Here is an 18,466-nt window from a genome sequence, read left to right on the forward strand (position 1 = left end):
GCCCACATTTTTTACTGAAAAAAATTGTGTTTATAAAGCGAAAAAAACGCTATTCTTTTTGTAGCAATATACAGAAAGGATGGCGTTTCTTTATGAATTTTTCGATTCTTGATGAACTTCAGCTGATTGCTGAAGAATTACAACGACATATGTCTCCTCATGTTCTAGAACACCTAGCCAAAGAAAAAGGATTCGTTCAGCGAAAGAGTAAATATCAAGCACAGGAGTTAGTTGCTTTATGTGTATGGCTTAGTCAACAGGTCGCAAGTACATCACTCACACAATTATGTAGCTGCCTTGAAGTATCTACAGGTGTTCTTATCAGTCCTGAAGGACTTAATCAACGATTTAATGTTTCCGCAGTACAGTTTCTTGAACAAGTTCTAGCTAACCTTTTAACTCAAAGAATCCATTCAACACAAGAAATGATTCATCAATATACTCCGATATTCAAGCGCATTCGGGTTCTAGATTCTACAACATTTCAGCTTCCAGATAAGTTTTCTTCACATTATCAAGGTTCGGGTGGAAGTAGCCATACGGCAGGAGTTAAAATTCAATTGGAGTATGACCTATTGAGTGGAAAGTTCCTGCACGTTTATGTAGGAGAAGGAAGAGAAAATGATAAAACTTTTGGTTCAATAAGCCTACAAGCCATGCAACCAAAAGACTTGTGCATAAGAGATTTAGGGTATTTCGACTTACATGATTTACAAAAGATCCATGAAAAGGAAGCCTACTATGTCTCACGTTTGAAATTAAATTCTCGAATCTATCGTAAAAATGATAATCCAGAGTATTTTCGAAATGGGACCGTGAAGAAAGGAACACTATTTACTCAGTTAGATATGGAAGAACTCATGAATCAATTGTCACCTGGTCAAACAATGGAGATTTCAGAAGCATACATTGGGCAGTATCAAAAAATACCAGCTCGTGTTATTATTCATCGATTAACAAAAGAACAAACAGAGAAAAGATTGAAGGAACAAGCCAAAAAAGAAAAGAAGAAAGGTATTACCTACAAAGAACGAAGTAAAAGGTTGAGTGGAATCAACGTGTATATAACGAATCTTTCTTCAGAAAATGTTCCAACGGAAAATATCCATGACTTGTATTCATTACGCCGGCAAATTGAAATCTTGTTCAAAACATGGAAATCTTTCTTTCAAATTAACAAGTGCAAAGAAATCAAGAAAGAGCGTTTGGAATGCCATTTATATGGATAACTCATTAGTATTTTACTTTGTTCATCGACGATGTTCAAAATGCGTCAGTTACTCTTGGATAAGAAAAAGAAAGAGCTAAGTGAATACAAATCCATCTATATGATAAAGAATTATTATCTATTGTTTTATGAAGGATTACAGAAGGGCATCCATGAATTATTAAAAGTTTTACTGCGTTTGTTTTATCTTTTAGAGAAAAACGGGAGAAAATCTCACCGGTACAAGAAGAAAACAGTCTTTGATATCTTAGGCGTCGTATATGACTTTACTATGTCTCACAATCATGTAGCATAATCAAAAAAATTGAAACCCAATAGGGTTTATTTAGTATGCAAATCTTTAAAGAACTTACACTGGACCTTTAGAAAAAAGAAAAAATTCTACGTAAAATTAAACTTATATAAGCTTAACTTGATGGTGATGTGGTGCTACCCCATCTACAACTGGAAAGTCTTCTGGATAAACGTTCATACATTCATTTGTAATTAAACAATCTTTTACTTCTTTTACAGCAGCCGCAGGGATTTCTTCTAATTTCAAAAATTCTTCAAAGCTATTATTTATATGTATTCCATGAGATGCCAATATTTGATTTAGCTTCCTAGCTACACCAAATTCTTCATAAATCATGAATTCGTATTGGTTGGGGTTAAATTCATCTAGTAATACATAAGAATCTAAAGAATGCATCTTATAAGTATTTACCCATTTAACTGTGGCTTTAAAACAAAGTTTGATAATTTATAAAAAAGTCTGATCGTTTAAAATAAAGATTGATAATATGTAAAAAAGTTTGATCAAAATCCTGTGTTGATGTGCAGGATTTTTTCTTATTCAGCAATCGGGCCATATTCTGGAATAACGGGTAACCCCAAGATACCTGTAACTTTTACATTTAAACTTTAGCGGAAATAATAAAATCCTTTTTGGTTAAGCCTTAGAGGGCATTAGAATCTTTAATTCCTGGTGTTAATGTCCTCTATCTTGATAACGCTCATTTAGGTCTGCAAGACATTCTGTTCAGGTCCCAGTTGATTCGGATTTTGAGAAAAACGGTAGTATGTAACTCGTTTCTTGTTATTAGCTTGATGGGCATGGGGTTTACCCTCTTACAGAGTTAGAAGACAACTCGGACATCTCTGTTACTGTGGTTGCTGACCATCGTACTGCTTTTTCTTCATTCTTGTGCCCAGTATGATGAGGGCGACATAGATTACGATGGCAATCGAATCTATAAGCGTATCCGTAAGCCCCGATACGTCAAGCAATGCCGTTACACCAAGAATAACCATCAGTCGGACGATCAGGATCGCCGCAATCAACCATGCGGCAAACCGGATCTTTGATCGCTCGGTTTGGAATGACATGAAAATAAAAGCGATGCCGAAGACCAGATTTTCCGCCGTGATGATGTGCCAGACATACGTGAATACTGTCCGGGTACCCACGGATATCGCCTCAATGTTGAGCGTCGGTAGCACAGCGGATTGCCCGTTCCATGCGTGCGTGACGGCAAACAGTATCGCAAGGATGCCTGCAATCAGATAATAAAAATTCCTAACCTTGATGTTCACCACAACCTTCCTTGGAAATTCCCGATTTCTTCTTTCTCTTTTTTGTTTACTTCTTTATTATTTTTAATTTATTTCCTTAAATTGATTTTATTCACTTTAATGCAGAAAGAACGTTACTCTAAATAAAGTGGCTCATTTCCGTGACCTTGTCATTTTATGCCACAAATGGACGCTATTATTGAACAACATAAGTAAAAATGGATGCTTTATATTTATTGTAAAATGCTGGTTTGTGGGGTATTTTTGATTAAACTTTATCTCAAAGCTACAACATAGTTATCAAAAAATTGAAACAAATGTTACAATTAGAATAATATGTAATTTAAATTAGAGAAAATATATATAAACTACGGGGGGATTTGTTTTGAAGAGCTATGCAGTATTCATTATTAGCTTTATAGGTTTTCTATTCGTATTTCAAATTGTTTCAGGAATGTTTCTTACACTTACATATACACCTAATATTTCAGGAGCTGGAAGTTCAAGTGCCAATGTCTTTAGCGGTAAATCACTTAGCTTTACATTTTTGGTTCCTATCATAGCAGCAACATTGTCTTTTATTATTTTTAAAAAAAGGGTTAAAGCTAAAGGGACTTTATAAATAAGAAGCCTTTTTGAAATGTGATTATTTTAAAGGGGCTTCTTATTTATTTTATATAGTTTTAATAGGGGTAAGACGCACAATTTTAATTCAGATTTTCTTATGTTGAATTTTGCTTAGCGTATATTTTCGTTAAAATGTGGTTGGTACGCCTAAAACCCCTGATTCTTGTGGATTTAAAATAAAGTTCGATGATTTATAAAAAAGTCTGATCATTTATAATAAAGATTGATAATTTGTAAAAAAGTTTGATAAAAAGATCTATTTTGTAGAGTATTTCTTTGTTCAACAATCGGGCGCGATTGTTGAGTAACACAGGCAGAAAATGATCAAACTTTTTTATAAAAGAATGAACCAAATGAAAATATTAAGAACGTGTTTTGATCAATCTTTTTTTCAAAACACGCTCTTTCCTATGATCGTTTATCAAGATTATTAGTATCAATTTGATCAAAATTTATTTTAAATCAACATTAACAGGTTCATGAAATTCCCCGGACCGAATTAGATAGCCCCAAAGCCCTACGTATTTGTGAAACACATCTGAAGGCAATACGAAATAAAGCGAACCTTCTCCTGTTTCTTTTTCTAATACCCTTTTCCGTTAAGCAGTTTACGTATCTTTCTTCCCCTCACATTCAAATTTCAAAACAACAAAATATAAATTTTTGCTCGTATAGAAATAATTTTTTGATAAGAATTTAATTGATCGAATATATAACTATTTTAACATTAATTCTTATAAATAAGGTAAGTGGCAGGTCTAGTATAAAAATGATTAAAAATTTCAGAAAATATTTCTAAAAAACTTAGTTTCTCAATTAAAAGTAACAATAATTCAAGTAGAAGTATTATTTTTGAATTTTATAAATATTGAACGAGGGAGAGGAGATATTTTTATGGATTTAAAAACTTATGAAAAGCTACAGGCACTACGTAGATATAAAGAGCCAATTCGGGCAGTATTGAGAACGGTTAAAAGACACGATAAAGATGATCCAGATACTGAATATGCTGAGTTTGCCCTTGAAAACGGAAAGATTATAGGTATTTGTAAAAAAGAAGACTTCTCTGATTACTCTTTTAGAAGTATTACACAATTCACAGGTAATATTTTTAACGTAGTAATTACACAAATGCCTGATGAACTGGATGTAAATAAAGTTCAGGTTTCAGTAAAAGAAGCTAGTAGGAGATCTGCAGATGCGTTAATTCGGGAGTTAATAGAATTGGAGCAAGATGAAAGACTTCAAGAGCCTACTTACGAAGCTGAGGTAACTGGATATAACATGAATGCTCAAGTTCCAACCATATTCTTACGCATCAATGGTGCAGAATGCTTCATGAAATTACATGAACTAAACTATGGAAGAGTGTATAAAAATGCTGTGGATCGCTATGCACCCCTTGGTGAACGTATCCCAGTTAAGTTTCTACAGTTTAATCCAGAACAGCGGCTAATCCATGTTTCTAGAAAAGCAGCCGTGGAAAATCCTTATCAGTTATTATCTGAATTAGCTGAAGGTGACACGATTGTGGGAAGGGTTGTAAATGTTGACCCGCGTTTTGGAGTTTTTGTTGAATTGGACCAAGGCTGCACAATTAAAGGAATTGTCCCTAAAACAATGGAACAGCCAGTATTGGATGACGTAGTAAGTATGAGAATTGTAAGTGTGGATGTAGAAAAAGAGAGAGGGTCGGGGGTTATCTTTAAGTTTCCTTTTGGACGTAAGAAAGTTAACGACCCGACGGCGTTTTTATATAACTAATGAGTGCGCTGCAGGTTTCCGTACAAGAGAATGGAAAGGCGGTTCAATATTGGCTTAATAGGGACGAATCGTTATCACTTTGGGATGACCCCTCTTTACAGGGGGGACCAATTCTTCCAGATAAATTTAAACCACTCACAGATTTACGTAGTATTTATGACAGAATTAATTCAGGATTTATAAATGAAAAAGACAACTTAATACTAAAACTTATTTGGGATTCATTAGCGATTACCGAAGCTCAAATTAAAAATTTTGTGGAATCTAAAATTAGTAGGTCCCAGGTCTCAGAATCGCTGAAAAAGCTGGTGCTGTATGGATTTGTTAGTCGATGGGAGATAAAATCGGGGCTGTTTCCGGATCAACCCAAAACATCTGCACCAATCACTCTAAATACTGCTGGTCATTTGATGATGTGGGCTTATCATAACCGTAATACAAACTATTCTTTAAAGCCGGAGCAATGGTTAAAACTTGGTGTAGCAGGGGTACAAAGATTTGTTACTATGAATCAAATAAAATATGAGTTTGCAATAGGGCAGCAGTTATTAAAAAACTGGTGCTGGTATCCAAAGCTAAAAGGTACTGGTAATGGGTATAATCCAATTGCTGTTGGAGAAATTAAAACCCCAATCGGGAATCAAAATTTCATATTTGAGAGGGTACAACAAGGCCAACGATATGCGCAACATTTAAAATTGCGATTGAAAATTTGGGAAGACCAAATTGAAAATGGCCCAAATAATTTATTGAATTTCGAGAACACGAAGAGTTTACCAGGTATTTTTATTATATCCATATCTAATCTTGCTTTAGCAGAACATGTTAGAAAGGAGCTCATGTTAGACTTACGTAAGATTCCTATAATGCTCGTAATAGACGAATGTATTCACAGTGAGGGATTCGCAAAATCTTTTTATATCTCAACTCAAAACGGAATTCAGCAAGCACCATTACCATTTTTGAGATAACAAGAGTTGCTTCAGGTAAATATGCTGAAGCAGCTTTTTGTGGTTAAAAGGTAAAGTAGGTAACATCGTTAATCGATATTTTAAGACGCTTTTCCAATAAAAGCAACCAATGTTATTTTTCCTTCTATAGATATAGGAAGAAAATCGAATGTAAAGCGTGAAGCATGTTCAATAACATTGTTTTGAAAGTGCAATTTAATTGAATATGCAGTATTGCATATTCGTTATTCATAATCTTATGTTATCCTAAAATTACTATATATGGTATTTGTTTTTTCTCAATGCCAGTTGAATAATAATAAATACCAGATAAAAAACCACTTATTCTAATTATCCATATAATAAATATAAGTGGTTTTTTATAGATGCTTTTGAAGGCGATAAGTTATTAAAAAAGATACCGTATAGAAAATTTGTTGGAATTTCGGATGTTACAAATGTCATCTTATTTTTAATGTCTGATAAAAGCGATGCCATTAGAGGTCAAAATATTGTGGTTGACTATGGATATACAATTGTATAAATAAATCATCTTGGGAATTAAGGGTGTGGATAATGAGTTTACTAATTAAAGATTTAACAAAGAAATTTGACGAACATGTTGCAGTGAATAATTTGAATATCGAGATACCGAAAGGTGAAATATTTGGATTCTTGGGCGGAAATGGAGCAGGTAAAACGACTACATTTCGAATGATACTTGGACTTTTATCAAAAACAAGCGGAACTATTTCATGGAATGGTAACCCTATAAATTATGATGTTACGGATAAAATTGGGTATTTACCAGAAGAACGTGGGCTTTATGCGAAAATGACTGTCAAAGAACAAGTTAACTTTTTTGCAAAACTAAAGAACATGAAAAGTAAAGATGCAGAAAAAGAACTTCACTATTGGCTGGAGCGTTTTAATATATCAGAGTATCTGAACAAAAAAGTAGGAGAACTTTCAAAAGGGAATCAGCAAAAAATTCAATTGATAACAGCAATTATACATAAGCCTGAACTTTTGATATTAGATGAACCATTTAGTGGTTTAGATCCAGTAAATGTTGAAATGTTAAAAGAGGCTGTTCTTGATATGCAAAAACAAGGTTCGTCCATTCTTTTTAGTTCACATCGGATGGAACATGTGGAAGAGTTATGCCAACACATTTGTATCATGCATAAAGGAGTACCTGTTGTTCAGGGCGACATCGCAAAAATTAAAAGTGATTTTGGTAAAAAGAATGTTGTAATTATTGGTGATTATGACTTTGACCATTTGAAAGACATAGAAGGTGTAGAAAGTATTAAGAAACGTAAGAATGCAGTTACACTTAAAATTACATCTGAAGAAGTTTCGCATGTTTTATTTAAAGAGATAACAAAGCTAGAGTATGTTAAAAAGTTTGCAGTTGAAGAGCCTACACTAAATGATATCTTTATTGCGAAAGTAGGTGCACAACATGAGTAGTTTCTGGACGATTTTTTTACAAAACTATAAATCTAAGGTGAAATCAAAATCATTTATTGCTATTACAATAATAATTTCTATGTTAATTATAGGATTGATGAATGTTGACAAGATTTATGACTTTTTTGTGGGGAATGAGGAAGAAAACGTTGTTGTTGTTACAGAAAAAGAAGAATTATATACAACAATTCATCAAGTATTTAAAAATGTCGATAGTAAATTACATGTAAAGCACAGTACGGATAAACAAAAAGCAGAATCGGGCGTTAAAAACGGTGAATATACATATGCAATAGTTGTAGAGGAATTGGATAATAAACAGCTGAATGCTACTTATATAGCTGAGACAGATGTAAATCAGGAAGATGTTACAAAGGTTCAAACTATTTTATCTCAAATACAATCTTCTAATTTCGCTCAGCAATTGAATCTTTCGCAAAACGATTTAAAGGTATTAACTACGCCAGTAGAAATACAAACCAAAACAGTTTCAGATAAGGTTAAAGATGGAGAACATAAAGAAAGTGTAGCAATTTTAATTAATGTCTTTATTTTCCTTAATTATTTAATGATACTAATGTATGCTGCACAATTAGCTACAGATGTCGCAACTGAGAAATCTTCGCGTGTAATGGAGTTAGTTGTTTCAAGTATATCGCCTACAAAACATTTATTTGCAAAGCTCTTTTCAACATTATTGGCTGGGATTACTCAAATAATAATTTGGGGCTTTGTCGCAACTATAGGGTATAAAACAGCAATTAATGGATCGAAAAATGATATTTTAAATGGAATTGATTTATATTCATTCGCTCCTACCTTAATGGTGTATGGGATTATATTCTTCACATTAGGATTTTTATTATATGGTTCATTATCTTGTCTATTCGGCTCTATTATTAGTCGTATAGAGGAAGCTTCTCAAGCTGTTATGCCGCTGACAATTATGTTACTTGCTGCTTTGTATATCGCACTTTATGGGATTTCAAATCCAAGCAGCTCTTTTATTACCATTACTAGTTATATACCATTTTTCACTCCTATTGTTATGCTCGTACGAATTGGATTCTTGAATATCCCAGTATGGGAAATTGTTCTTGCACTAGTTATTCTATTAGCAACAATATTTATGATGATAGATTTAACGAGTCGTGTTTACCGCGGGGGTGTATTATTATATGGTAAAGGTGCATTCAGTAATATAAAAAAAGCAATCAAGTTAGGAAAGTAATTGTTTGAAAATTATATTCAAAAGGATCTACATTGTTAATCTATGTAGATCTTTTTTGTTCCAGCATGGATACAAATCCTAGAAATAAATCTGCAAATGTTTATTAGATTGGGGTATTGTCTTGATTTTTGTTGGGATGATTATGACGCAATAGATGTTCAACCAAAAACATCTCATTCTTCAGGAGATCGGGATGATGGTTCACCTGGGGAGTGTGCTCAATATGGTGGCGAATGGGATACTGGCGGTCTTTTGGGAAAAGAAAAATGTGTTTATAATAAAACTGATGAATCGGATAATAAAGAAAAGACATAAAGAAAAGACACCTTAAGGTGCCTTCCTCCGACTTGAACCATCTTAATTTTAATAATATGTATTGGACTTCCATCCAAATATTATTTTACCATGTTAATTAATATTAGTCATTGAGAAAAAATAAAAGCAATCTTTCGAGTGCCTATTTTAAGCAGATACAGCAGCTTTATCTTTACGGAAGATACCCATCAATCCGCCGATTAATAATAATACGGCTAGTAATAAGTAAACGATAGAGATACAGATGAACCCGCCAACTTTAGCATTCTTCTTAACTACTACACAGCCAACAATTCCTAAGATCGATAAAGCAACAGCTCCCCATCCTAAACCGATGATGCTATCTGGACCTTCAGCTTCAAACGCAGCCCCCATACCACCGATTATTAAAGCGATAAACGCACAAATAATACCAAAAACACCACCGATAAGGCCTAATACAAATTCAGTTTTTCTTTTCATTTAATTGAAAGTAAACTAATAATAAAAGTTTATTTTCGTCAGTACAGGATGTTCAATAACATTTCAAAAAAATAAAATATATGTACGATTAAAGTAGAAGTAAAATAAAACTAATTTAAAATCATTAGGCTTGGCTAAAACTATGTAAAAAAACATTTTATTTAAAGATATTTTAAATATACATATTCTCCAGATAGATTACATAACAACTCCAGATACGTGTTTTAAGATAAAAGTCATCAAACACAAGGAGATGATAGATATGTTTAAAACATTATTAGCAGGAACACTTTTAAGTACAGGATTAATAGCGGGTGGTGCAGTAGGGACAGAAGATGTAAAATCAAATCAAAAAGTAGAAAAATCAAAATATAGCGAAACAATTGAAAGACCAGAAGGTACAGAATCACAACCTGGACATGAGTTTTCAAAAGCAATCAAAAAACCGGGAAGTACAGATTCAAATCCTGTATTTGAAATGGGAAATCCTGAAAAATCAGGATATGCCAAAACTGTTGAAAGGTCAGAAGGTACAGATTCTCAAGAAGGAAAAAATGTACCAACAAAAGAAGGAAATTAAATAATATATAGTTATAACGAAGAGCATCCAAAAAGTGGTGCTCTTTTTTATATTATAGGGATCAACTAGTTTTACTCAATATAGAACTGTAGCAGGAATTGAAGATAAAACATGGGTACTGTCTCTTCAAATCATGGTGATTGGAGCAATAGTTTTGGTGGTAACGTTAAAAACATAAACATTTTATTAGAGATTTTTTAAATTTACATACACTCCAGATAGACTACATATCACTTGTTTTATCATACAAGTAATCAAACAAAAGGAGGGCAATACAAAATGATTAAAACAGTATTAACAGGGCACTCTTTTAAGTACAGGAGATTATTAGTAGGTGGAGCAAATGTTGAGGGTGTACAGACAGATAAACATATTCCATATGAACAAAATGAATTGCAGCAAACTCTAGAAAAGTACGATTTGAAGAAGTTTAAGTTATAAAAATAAAATAGATAAGTATAGTGAAAATATATAAATTGACAAGAGAAAAGCACTTTGTGTATATCACAGGTGCTTTTTATTTTCATTTTGATATAGGACTTGAATTAAACTTTTATACTAAAATATTTATGGCAAAAGGGGGGAGTTCATTGCACAAAATTATTTATGGAATATTAATTTTAATTTATACTTTGTATTCATTTTTTGTCAGCGATGGAAGTGAAGTAAAGTTTATTATAGTGTTAACTATAGTACTTATCTTTTCTGTGGTTTTAGAAAAAGGAAATGTTAAAAAAACGATTGATTAAAGTTCGTTTTTTAACATTTGTTACTGATATAAATGCATTAAAAAAAGAAACCCTCTCTATCTAGAGATAGAGAGGGTTATAAAAAATCAATCTCAAGATAGATGTCTAAAAATAATAAGAATGATACAGTCATAATTAGGATACATTTGTAATACAGAATGAATGATATTCATTCATTTATGAATAGTATTTTTAACCCTTTATTTTTAATAAGTTTATGCATTGAGAAGTTTGATTCGAATGCCTTTCTAATTAATAGATGTATATTAACTAAATTTTTATCGCTTACCTTTAGTTAGTGTTCATAGAATAAACAAAATATAACATTTTTGTAACACAGAAAGAGTATTAGTGTTGTCCTAAATTTTATATGTATATAGTAAAGTTACTTTCATTAAATAGAATCTTTCTTAACCAGTCTATCCTGCATCATAAATGTATTTAAAAGAGAGGAAATATTAATGCTGGAGTTTACACGTAGTCTAATTCATGATAAACCTGTAAAAAGAATAATTCATATCCTCGAAATTTTAGATAATGGCCAAAAATTGGTTCCTTCTAAAGATATTGCTGAACAACTTCAATGTTCAATCCGGACGGTTTCAAGCGATATTTCTCAACTGAAAAGTTACCTTCCTGAACATTGGGATATTATTAGCGTAAAATCGAAAGGATATATATTAATTAAACCTATTACTGATTCGATATTACCTATCATAAATTCACATTTAGTTGAAAGTATAATATATAAAATTATGCTAGGTTTATTTAATAACAAATGCTATACGTTGGAAAAGTGGTCTCAAAATTTATTTGTGAGTAAATTAACACTAAAAAAACATATAAAAGAACATAAAAAAATGCTTAAAAAGAGTATGTTAGAAATTAAATTAAGAGAAATCCAATTAGATGGGAAAGAGCTAAATATTAGGCATTATTATCACGCTTTTTTTTATAATACACAAAAATATACAAAGCAATTCTCATTGCCAAATATACTAAGGGAAGAGATCTTAAATATTCTGCGAGAGCATAAAGTGACGGTAGATTTTGAGATGTTGTGTGTTATTCTGTCTATTTGTATAAACAGAGTTTCTAATAAATGTTATATACAAAATAAAATTAATGATGTACCTGTATATGATAGCTACCAAGCAAATTGTATTACTGAAATTATTCTAACTTTTGAGAGGTATTATTCAATCAAATTACCTGAAAATGAAATTAAAGCATTAAATGTTTATTTGATTTTAGCATTCGCTACTACATGCAAACAAAGTGAGGCAACGATTGAATATTTAAAGGAATTTAAAAACGATGATTATCATAACTATTTAAAGCTTATCGATATTCTTATGGAAAAACATAATATAAAAAAAGAAAAAAAAGAAAAATTAGTAGTGAGTTTAGGTTCTATTTTTTATAATTGTCTTATTTATAGTCAATATAATTTATCATTAGGATTCTATTTCGGTTCATTGGATAAACTTGAAAATGAGTCTTTACAGAATTACAAAAAAGATAGGTCCTGGGTTTCATTTTGGAATAAAACCCATAATGAAAAAAGAATGTATAAAGACGAAATTAAATTTTTTACCACCTATGCGACACTCCTTTTAAATTCTTTCGCTGATGAAATTAATATTTTATTTTTATTTAACGGTACAGAGGTGGAGAAGCGGGTTGTATATTCAACATTAACCCATAGCATTGGGGAAAATGTAAAAATATATAATTCAATTAATGATGGAATAAAATATGATTTTATAATTACTAATTATCAGCCACCAAATACAAAAACCCCAATTATATATTTTTCAGGTAAGTTAACGGAAAGTGATATTAATTCAATTAAAAGTTGCATTTATCATTTAAATTAAACTTTACCATTTTTAAAAGTTCATATTCTACACTAAAATATCTAAAAATAAATTTATAACTATTTAATTATAAGGCGTTAGCGCATAATGTTTTTCCATAATTACATGAAATTCTCCGTAATTTCTCACAAAAAAAACGATGAGAGAATACTAAGGGAGTTAGTCAATTAAAGGTGTTTAGTATAGTAGCAGGGACTAGTTTTTTATTAGCTGGCTTAATTGTTTCCAGCACGATACCTGCATCAGCTTTTGCGGAAGAGAGTGAGAAAAGGGATAGATTGGATCAAATAAATATAAACCCAGAATTTTTAAATCCGAGAGTTAGTATAGGATTAGAGTATATAGATACATTCCAATCAATCAATCAATAAATAATAATGGTGTACTTCATATATAAACAGGGTCAAATTTGGCACTAGGAATAGGAACTCAGACAAAAGCTGTAATCTATGTAAATCCCGAGATTGTTTATGAATTCTTTACTACCCTTGAATATGAGAAGTATATTAGCGGTAGTGTAGATTGATTAAGTGGAATAGGCATTGGTAGCGATAATATTAAAATGTCAAAGTAAATAATTTTCGCTACATTTTTACCGCTTTGCCGGAAAAAATGTAGCAAAAATATTATTTTGTGTTTGCTATAATTTAATTAAGTTCTTTATGAACTGTAATGTATTTATTCAAGTTCAGTATCTATTCACTGTGTTTTAAAAAGCATTCACTTGTAATAAAAGTGAGTGCTTTTTAATTTGTAGTTCTATTAAAGAGAACTTAATTAGCATGAAACGATTTAAAACAGTATTAAATTAAGTTTTATGCATATTTAAAGGAGGAAAATCATGATAAAAAAAGCGATTGCTGAATGTATTGGTACATTTGTATTAGTACTATTTGGAACTGGAACAGCTGTAATAGGTGGTGGAGTAGAAGGGATTGGTATTTTAGGAATTGCGATGGCCTTTGGATTATCAATTGTTGCTATGGCATATAGCATTGGTACAATTTCTGGTTGCCATGTGAATCCTGCGGTATCTATTGCCATGTTTATAAATAAACGTATGACGGCTGAGGAACTTGCTTATTATGTAATAGCACAAATCTTAGGTGCTTTATTAGGAACTGTAACACTAGTAACTATTTTAAAATCATCGGGTATGACATTAAATAACTTAGGTCAGAATAGTTTTGGGAATTTAGGGGCATCTGGTTCATTCTTAGTTGAATTTGTGTTAACATTTGTCTTTATTTTAGTTATTGTTGCTGTAACAGGTAAAAAGGGTAATGCAAATTTAGCTGGAATTGTAATTGGTCTTACTTTAGTGTTAGTGCACTTATTAGGTATTTCATTAACAGGAACTTCTGTGAATCCTGCTCGTAGCTTTGCACCAGCATTATTTGCTGGAGGAGAAGCGATTTCTCAATTATGGGTATTCATTATAGCCCCAATCCTAGGTGGGATCGCTGCTGCTGTGGTAGGAAAATCTTTATTAAATACTGAAAAATAATATCTTCTATATTTTAATAAGCACGTTGTCTTATAATGTCCTAAATATATTTTGTGGGATAATTAATAGTATTCTCTTCAAGTAGCAAGAGAATACTAACTGTTCCGTTGTGTTTTAAAAATACCTTCAATTGAAATTGGAGGTATTTTTATTTAATTAGTGAGTTGTCTATATAAATACAAAAAATAGCCGATACTCAAATTGAGTATCGGCTATTTTTCCGTGTCATAATATCTAATATTGCTTTCCCATCTCTGCAATAAAATCATAACATAATAGTATTTGTTGAGAATTCTCATTTTTTCCTTTAATAAGGAAATTAAAGAACACTTATCAAAAGAAGGTTGTGTAATAATAATACCTGACAACTAAATATTTTGTCTCCTTACAAATTGCGACAAAATGATCCCTTATTGTGAACCCCTTCTGCTCTCCTAGCCAGAAGGGGTTCTTCCAATATAAATAAAGGATTTATCATATGTCCTACCTTAATTTTGCTAATATGAAAAATTTAGATACATTAGATTGGTTATTATTTGAATCATTGATGTACCTTTATTTATCATTTTAGCCAAGAAGACTCCTTCCTCAAGGAACGTGAAGGGTCACAGTCCAGTGAGTAGGTGGGAGATGAATTGGCTTCGAACAAGGGATGGCATGAGGTCATCTTAATTGTTCGACATATGTAAAGTGTTACTGGACAATTTGTCATGATCACTTCACTACATATCGAATGTATGTTTGGTATATAATAGACATATATCGAAATGGAGGTGAAACGAATGATTATCAATAAAGCATATAAATTTCGTATCTATCCAAATAAAGCACAAGTAACTCTAATCAATAAAACGATTGGTTGTTCTCGTTTTGTATTCAATCATTTCCTATCTATATGGGATAATGCATACAAAGAAACAGGTAAAGGTTTGACATATGGTACATGCTCTGCCAAACTCCCTGCCATGAAAAAAGAGTTTGTTTGGCTAAAAGAAGTGGATAGTATTGCGATTCAGTCGTCTGTTCGCAACCTTGCGGATGCTTATACACGCCTTTTCAAAAAACAAAACAATGCCCCGCGTTTCAAATCTAAGAAGAACAACGTACAATCTTATACCACAAAACAAACAAATGAAAACATTGCCGTTGTAGGAAACAAAATAAAATTGCCAAAACTAGGTCTTATTCGATTTGCCAAAAGTCGTGAAGTAAAGGGACGTATTTTAAATGCTACAGTTAGACGGAACCCTTCTGGCAGATACTTTGTGTCATTGTTAGTTGAAACAGAAGTACAAGAACTTCCGAAAACACAATCTTACATTGGAATGGATGTAGGACTAAAAGATTTTGCCGTTTTGTCAGATGGAACACCCTATAAAAATCCGAAGTTTTTTCGATCATTAGAAGAGAAGTTGGCAAAAGCACAGCGTGTTCTTTCTAGAAGAATGAAAAGTTCTTCTCGCTGGAATAAACAACGAGTAAAGGTAGCTAGAATTCATGAATACATGGCAAATGCTAGAAAAGATTACTTGGACAAAATCTCAACTGAAATCATCAAAAACCACGATGTTATCGGTATAGAGGATTTGCAAGTATCGAATATGTTAAAGAATCATAAGTTAGCAAAAGCAATTAGTGAGGTATCATGGTCACAGTTTCGAGCCATGTTGGAATACAAAGCAAAATGGTACGGCAAACAAGTCATTGTCGTATCGAAAACATTTGCTTCCAGCCAATTATGTTCTTGTTGTGGCTATCAAAACAAAGACGTTAAAAATCTAAACCTACGTAAATGGGACTGCCCTTCTTGTCGTACACACCATGATAGGGATATTAACGCAAGTATCAATCTAAAGAATGAAGCGATAAGGCTTCTAACCGCAAGGACTGTGGAGCTAGCCTAATAAATTAGAGTTCGATAGAACTCTTTACTTAGGAATCCCCCTCTTCTAAACGAAGTGAAAGTGGGGGTAGTTCAATCTAAAAGATTTATTTTTAAAAAATGAGGATAAAGTGATACGAAATTTCCGTATCAAGAGAAAATGTAGTAGTTTTTTTGGAGAATTCCTTTGATAGAATATGTATAAGAAGTTTTTCTTTGGTATCCGTCTCATGTGCCTAAAGAATTTGTATACTAAAAAACACGCATATACAATATGTGTGTTTTTTAGTATCTAATTAAGAAGCATTTTTGACAAAATTAATAATACGTATTTAAAACATCCTAAAAACAATTAAAGAGAAGAGTACAAGAGAATAATAATGCTAGAAATGTAAATATACATATTAACACGTAAGAATAAATTTTAGTAAATCTATTTTTGCTTGTAACAGGAAATTTTATATCGTTTCAAAAATCATTTTCATGAAATAATAGATTTAATCCGTAAGTATTCCCATATCTTCAAGGGAGAATGCGTGCTTTCTGATTATAAGCATTAGTTTATGACATGTTTACTAAGAAAACTCCTCAATAATATTGAGGGGTCTTTCTATTTAAAAAGCGCGTTTTTAAATTAGGAGGAATATCCAACAGCATTAAGTTCAATTCTTACTATGAATTTTTTTAAGCAATATTATTTGAATGAAGCAATTATATTTCATAAATGATTGCTTTAAACAGTGGTTCTAAAAATAAGGAAGGTATGAGCAAATGAGGATTATAATTAGTGTTTTTCGATCTTTTGATATTAAGTTTTTAATTACAAGTTATTTAATATCAGTATTAATATTCCTTGTTTTTTGGGGAATCGTTCCAACTAATAAAATAAGTTATATGCTGTTACTTATTGCAAATGCAATCTTATATCCCTTTTCACGAATGGTCTATTATCAAATAAGAAATATGATAAATAAAAAACGAAAAGAAGCTGTTCGTAAAAGTAATTTTATTAAAACCCTACTTTTACAAGTTTTGATTGCTATTGGATTATTTATATGTTCGATTCTTATTGCGCCATTTGGTTTCGCTTTTTTAACAATTCGTGTTTTAAGAATGGAAAGGAAACAGAAAAAGCACATCGAAAAAAGCCCAAAACGTATATTGCGCTAAATTTATATAAATAGTTTGTAAATATTAATGCTCCCCCTCATCATGCCTCGAGGAGGGACATTAAAATTTAAGAAAATAGACTTAATATATAGTGTGAAAAGAGGCTCATGCTCGATTTTGAACTAGAAAACTCATTTTTGATTTTATCAAGAAAATGTCTATACTCATACATGTGAATGACATTCATTCATCGTTTCATTTAGGAAATGTAGAAAACAGAAAACAACTCAATTGATGATTATAAAATTCCAAAGGATGTTTTGAAAGAACAGTTGAGATGATTGGATAGGAGGTCTATATGTGCAAATTACCCGACATTAAAAAAGGAGATCTTGTTCGCTTTACATATCGAGGTGATTCTAAATTGAAATTTCAAGGATATGTAGTAAGTGTACTAACTAATACAATCGTTGTAGATATTTCAGAAGATATACTAAATAGGGGGTGTGAAGAGATAGAATTTCGACAGGTGGTAAAGCATGGTCATTATAAAAAAGCGTTATAAACATTCAAGCAAATAATCATTCATCTGATTTGTACTTTATTAATCTTAAGCAATGGCAAGAATTTAATTCATGTAATGAAATATACTATTCTTGCAACAAATTATTAATTTCGTTATAATTTCATTCACATATAGTTATAGGAGTGACGATAATGAATAAAACAGAATTAGTAAAAAATGTAGCAGAAAAAGTAGAACTGTCACAAAAGGATGCTGCTGTAGCAACGCAAGCAGTCTTAGATGCAATTACAAACGCTTTAGCTAACGGAGAGAAAGTACAGCTTATCGGATTTGGAACATTTGAAGTTCGTGAACGCGCTGCCCGTACAGGACGTAACCCACAAACAGGTGAAGAGATGCAAATTGCAGCAGCAAAAGTACCTGCTTTCAAAGCTGGGAAAGAATTAAAAGAAGCTGTAAAATAACGATTATATCAAGAAAAAGGACCCTACATATTGTACTGGTCCTTTTCTTAATTCTAGGTGTAATGAAACTTATTTTTAACGAAGGTTACTGTTTTATTTATCATTAAATATCTGGATGTGAATCCCTATATTTGTAATTAACAAATAAAGAGATCAGCATC

Annotated in this window: 19 protein-coding genes and 2 pseudogenes; 17 read left to right on the forward strand and 4 right to left on the reverse strand. The window is 31.8% G+C overall.

Translation table 11 applies throughout. The features are described 5' to 3' along the window. The first annotated feature begins 92 nt into the window (after positions 1-92). A pseudogene (locus FT637_RS26815) lies at positions 93-1,523 on the forward strand (IS4 family transposase). A gap of 138 nt (positions 1,524-1,661) precedes the next feature. On the opposite strand, the pseudogene FT637_RS26820 reads toward FT637_RS26815, so the two are convergent. The 3 genes and pseudogenes from FT637_RS26820 to FT637_RS30385 form a co-directional block, all read right to left on the reverse strand. Then, a pseudogene (locus tag FT637_RS26820) lies at positions 1,662-1,970 on the reverse strand (hypothetical protein); the annotation flags it as partial. A 401-nt stretch (positions 1,971-2,371) separates the two neighbouring features. Next, positions 2,372-2,806, reverse strand: a complete 435-nt coding sequence (locus FT637_RS26825) for a hypothetical protein (RefSeq protein ID WP_193648841.1) — start codon at positions 2,804-2,806, stop codon at positions 2,372-2,374. A gap of 414 nt (positions 2,807-3,220) precedes the next feature. Further along, positions 3,221-3,343, reverse strand: a complete 123-nt coding sequence (locus tag FT637_RS30385) for a hypothetical protein (RefSeq protein WP_264675747.1) — start codon at positions 3,341-3,343, stop codon at positions 3,221-3,223. Between the two features lie 960 nt (positions 3,344-4,303). Between FT637_RS30385 and FT637_RS26835 the strand changes: the two genes are divergently transcribed. From FT637_RS26835 to FT637_RS26860, 6 genes are all read left to right on the forward strand, one after another. Next, entirely contained in the window at positions 4,304-5,173 is an 870-nt protein-coding gene (locus tag FT637_RS26835) for an RNA-binding protein (protein ID WP_193648843.1), read from the forward strand. Then, on the forward strand, positions 5,173-6,144 hold the full coding sequence (locus tag FT637_RS26840) for a hypothetical protein (RefSeq protein WP_193648844.1): 972 nt from the start codon (positions 5,173-5,175) through the stop codon (positions 6,142-6,144). The genes FT637_RS26835 and FT637_RS26840 overlap by 1 nt, the downstream gene beginning before the upstream one ends. Before the next feature lie 442 nt (positions 6,145-6,586). After that, the gene (locus FT637_RS30390; RefSeq protein WP_224992862.1) at positions 6,587-6,667 is read left to right on the forward strand and encodes a hypothetical protein; all 81 of its coding nucleotides are present in this window, start codon (positions 6,587-6,589) and stop codon (positions 6,665-6,667) included. Positions 6,668-6,699: 32 nt separating this feature from the next. Next, positions 6,700-7,599: an ABC transporter ATP-binding protein gene (locus FT637_RS26850; protein WP_193648845.1), complete on the forward strand. Its 900-nt coding sequence runs from the start codon at positions 6,700-6,702 to the stop codon at positions 7,597-7,599. Then, the gene (locus FT637_RS26855) at positions 7,592-8,830 is read left to right on the forward strand and encodes an ABC transporter permease (protein WP_193648846.1); all 1,239 of its coding nucleotides are present in this window, start codon (positions 7,592-7,594) and stop codon (positions 8,828-8,830) included. Before FT637_RS26850 ends, FT637_RS26855 begins: the two co-directional genes overlap by 8 nt. Before the next feature lie 96 nt (positions 8,831-8,926). Then, a complete protein-coding gene (locus tag FT637_RS26860; RefSeq protein ID WP_193648869.1) occupies positions 8,927-9,145 on the forward strand; it encodes a hypothetical protein in 219 nt (72 codons plus the stop codon). A gap of 147 nt (positions 9,146-9,292) precedes the next feature. Here the strand turns inward: FT637_RS26860 and FT637_RS26865 are convergent, their stop codons facing one another. After that, positions 9,293-9,607, reverse strand: coding sequence for a DUF4064 domain-containing protein (locus tag FT637_RS26865; protein WP_193648847.1), 315 nt, complete (start codon positions 9,605-9,607; stop codon positions 9,293-9,295). Between the two features lie 262 nt (positions 9,608-9,869). Here FT637_RS26865 and FT637_RS26870 point away from each other — a divergent pair, with 262 nt between their 5' ends. The 10 genes from FT637_RS26870 to FT637_RS26915 all read left to right on the forward strand — a co-directional run bounded on the left by FT637_RS26870 (position 9,870) and on the right by FT637_RS26915 (position 18,305). Next, complete coding sequence (locus tag FT637_RS26870) at positions 9,870-10,187, forward strand: hypothetical protein (protein ID WP_193648848.1); 318 nt, start codon at positions 9,870-9,872, stop codon at positions 10,185-10,187. Positions 10,188-10,466: 279 nt separating this feature from the next. Continuing rightward, a complete protein-coding gene (locus tag FT637_RS26875; protein ID WP_193648849.1) occupies positions 10,467-10,628 on the forward strand; it encodes a hypothetical protein in 162 nt (53 codons plus the stop codon). Between the two features lie 20 nt (positions 10,629-10,648). After that, positions 10,649-10,936, forward strand: coding sequence for a hypothetical protein (locus FT637_RS26880; protein ID WP_193648870.1), 288 nt, complete (start codon positions 10,649-10,651; stop codon positions 10,934-10,936). 461 nt (positions 10,937-11,397) lie between these two features. Then, positions 11,398-12,816, forward strand: coding sequence for a helix-turn-helix domain-containing protein (locus FT637_RS26885; RefSeq protein ID WP_193648850.1), 1,419 nt, complete (start codon positions 11,398-11,400; stop codon positions 12,814-12,816). Between the two features lie 173 nt (positions 12,817-12,989). Further along, complete coding sequence (locus tag FT637_RS26890) at positions 12,990-13,187, forward strand: hypothetical protein (protein ID WP_193648851.1); 198 nt, start codon at positions 12,990-12,992, stop codon at positions 13,185-13,187. 470 nt (positions 13,188-13,657) lie between these two features. Further along, positions 13,658-14,323 carry an aquaporin gene (locus FT637_RS26895; protein ID WP_113770975.1) on the forward strand — a complete coding sequence of 222 codons (666 nt, stop codon included), beginning with the start codon at positions 13,658-13,660 and terminating at the stop codon, positions 14,321-14,323. A 782-nt stretch (positions 14,324-15,105) separates the two neighbouring features. After that, on the forward strand, positions 15,106-16,227 hold the full coding sequence (tnpB, locus tag FT637_RS26900) for an IS200/IS605 family element RNA-guided endonuclease TnpB (RefSeq protein ID WP_193648852.1): 1,122 nt from the start codon (positions 15,106-15,108) through the stop codon (positions 16,225-16,227). A gap of 749 nt (positions 16,228-16,976) precedes the next feature. Beyond that, positions 16,977-17,375, forward strand: a complete 399-nt coding sequence (locus tag FT637_RS26905) for a hypothetical protein (RefSeq protein ID WP_193648853.1) — start codon at positions 16,977-16,979, stop codon at positions 17,373-17,375. Between the two features lie 298 nt (positions 17,376-17,673). Continuing rightward, positions 17,674-17,880, forward strand: a complete 207-nt coding sequence (locus tag FT637_RS26910) for a DUF2187 family protein (RefSeq protein WP_113770973.1) — start codon at positions 17,674-17,676, stop codon at positions 17,878-17,880. A 152-nt stretch (positions 17,881-18,032) separates the two neighbouring features. Beyond that, entirely contained in the window at positions 18,033-18,305 is a 273-nt protein-coding gene (locus FT637_RS26915) for an HU family DNA-binding protein (protein WP_098319459.1), read from the forward strand. Positions 18,306-18,466: the final 161 nt, after the last annotated feature.

This window comes from Bacillus cereus (assembly GCF_015071065.1).
GTDB classification, from domain to species: domain Bacteria; phylum Bacillota; class Bacilli; order Bacillales; family Bacillaceae_G; genus Bacillus_A; species Bacillus_A cereus_BA.